The 1,464-nt window shown below is 53.0% G+C and carries 1 protein-coding gene; it reads left to right on the top strand.

What is annotated here, in order from left to right; translation table 11 throughout:
• Positions 1-241: 241 nt before the first annotated feature.
• Positions 242-1,464: adenylate/guanylate cyclase domain-containing protein (locus AC2FIO_RS22800; protein ID WP_496700167.1), on the top strand; the 1,223-nt coding region annotated here is incomplete at its 3' end.

The following is a 1,464-nucleotide window of genomic DNA, read 5'->3' as shown; positions in this document are numbered from 1 at the left end:
GAGCCCAAAGCGGAATTGCTTTGCCACGAACATTGGCAGCTAAAGAAACGCAAGTAACTAAGTCCGCGGATATGAAGGTGACCGTTTGCTGAATGCGCGACAGGTATTTGAGCATTACCTTTTTAGTTGTGCGTGTATGCCTGTACCTGTGCTTTCTATTCATTAAGGCTTTTCAAAATCTGACGAATGGGCTGACAGAAGCAACCCACCGAGCTAACTTCATTGCAAAGAGGAGGGGTGAATGGGAAGACGTCTCACGACGGTATTGGCCGCCGACATTGTGGGCTATTCCGCGCTGATGGATCAGGACCGTACTGGCACAGTCGCTGCATTAAAGACCTTCCGCGAGGACACGTTTCTCCCGATCGTGGAAGATACCAATGGTTCACTGATCAAAAGCCTGGGCGACGGCTGGATCGTCGAGTTTCAATCACCATCTGAAGCAGCAGCTTGCGCGATTGCAGTTCAGTCCGCCCACAAACCTGACCACATCAAACTGCGCATCGGGGTTCACACAGGGGAAGTTGTAACCGATGGCGATGACATTTTCGGCGACGGCATCAATGTTGCGGCGCGTCTGGAGGCTCTCGCGAAGCCGGGACAAGTGCTCTTTTCAGATATGTCACATAACAGCCTTGACCGTAACGATGCGGGATTATTCGACGGCGGAGAGCAAACCGAACTGAAAAACATCACGCGGCATGTTGGAATCTGGTGTTGGCCAAAGGGTACGAAAGCCAATCTCGCGATCAAAGCGGATGTGAGGCCGGGAATCGCAGTGCTCCCATTCGACAATATGTCGGGTGATCCGGAGCAGGAGTTCTTTGCCGATGGCATAACGGAAGACATCATAACTGAGCTATCTCGGTTTCGTTGGTTGATGGTCGTCGCACGAAACTCTTCTTTTGCTTATAAGGGGAAAAGCACGGACATCCGCGACGTGGGCCGCGACTTAGGGGTTCGGTATGTACTGGAAGGCTCCGTTCGGCGTTCCGGGCAGCGCGTCCGCATCACGGGACAGCTCATAGATACCGAAAATGGGAGCCATTTGTGGGCGGACCGCTTTGACGGTGTGCTCGACGACATCTTTGATCTTCAAGATCAAGTCACCGAAGACGTAGTTACAGCTATTGAACCATCGGTGCGGCACGCTGAAACAAATCGTGCGCGTGCAAAACCCACCAAGGACTTACAGGCATACGAGCTCTACCTCCGAGCTTTATCACATTTCCACTTGCTGACTGACCAAGACAACATAGAGGCAATACGACTGACAAAACTGGCTTTGGATCGAGATCCGGAATACGCCTCCGCAGCGGGCTTGCTAGCATGGCTTCATATCCAACGTCTTGTGCAAGGTTTGGAACCTGTAGATCAGGGACCCAAGTCAGCTGTCGCGGCCGCAGAGCAGGTGCTGCGGAGCGATCGCGCGGACGGCATTGCAAAGGCTTATGCCGCGCATTC

Source organism: Ruegeria sp. CDSB086 (assembly GCF_059611065.1).
This window is presented reverse-complemented; position numbering and strand designations above follow the sequence as displayed.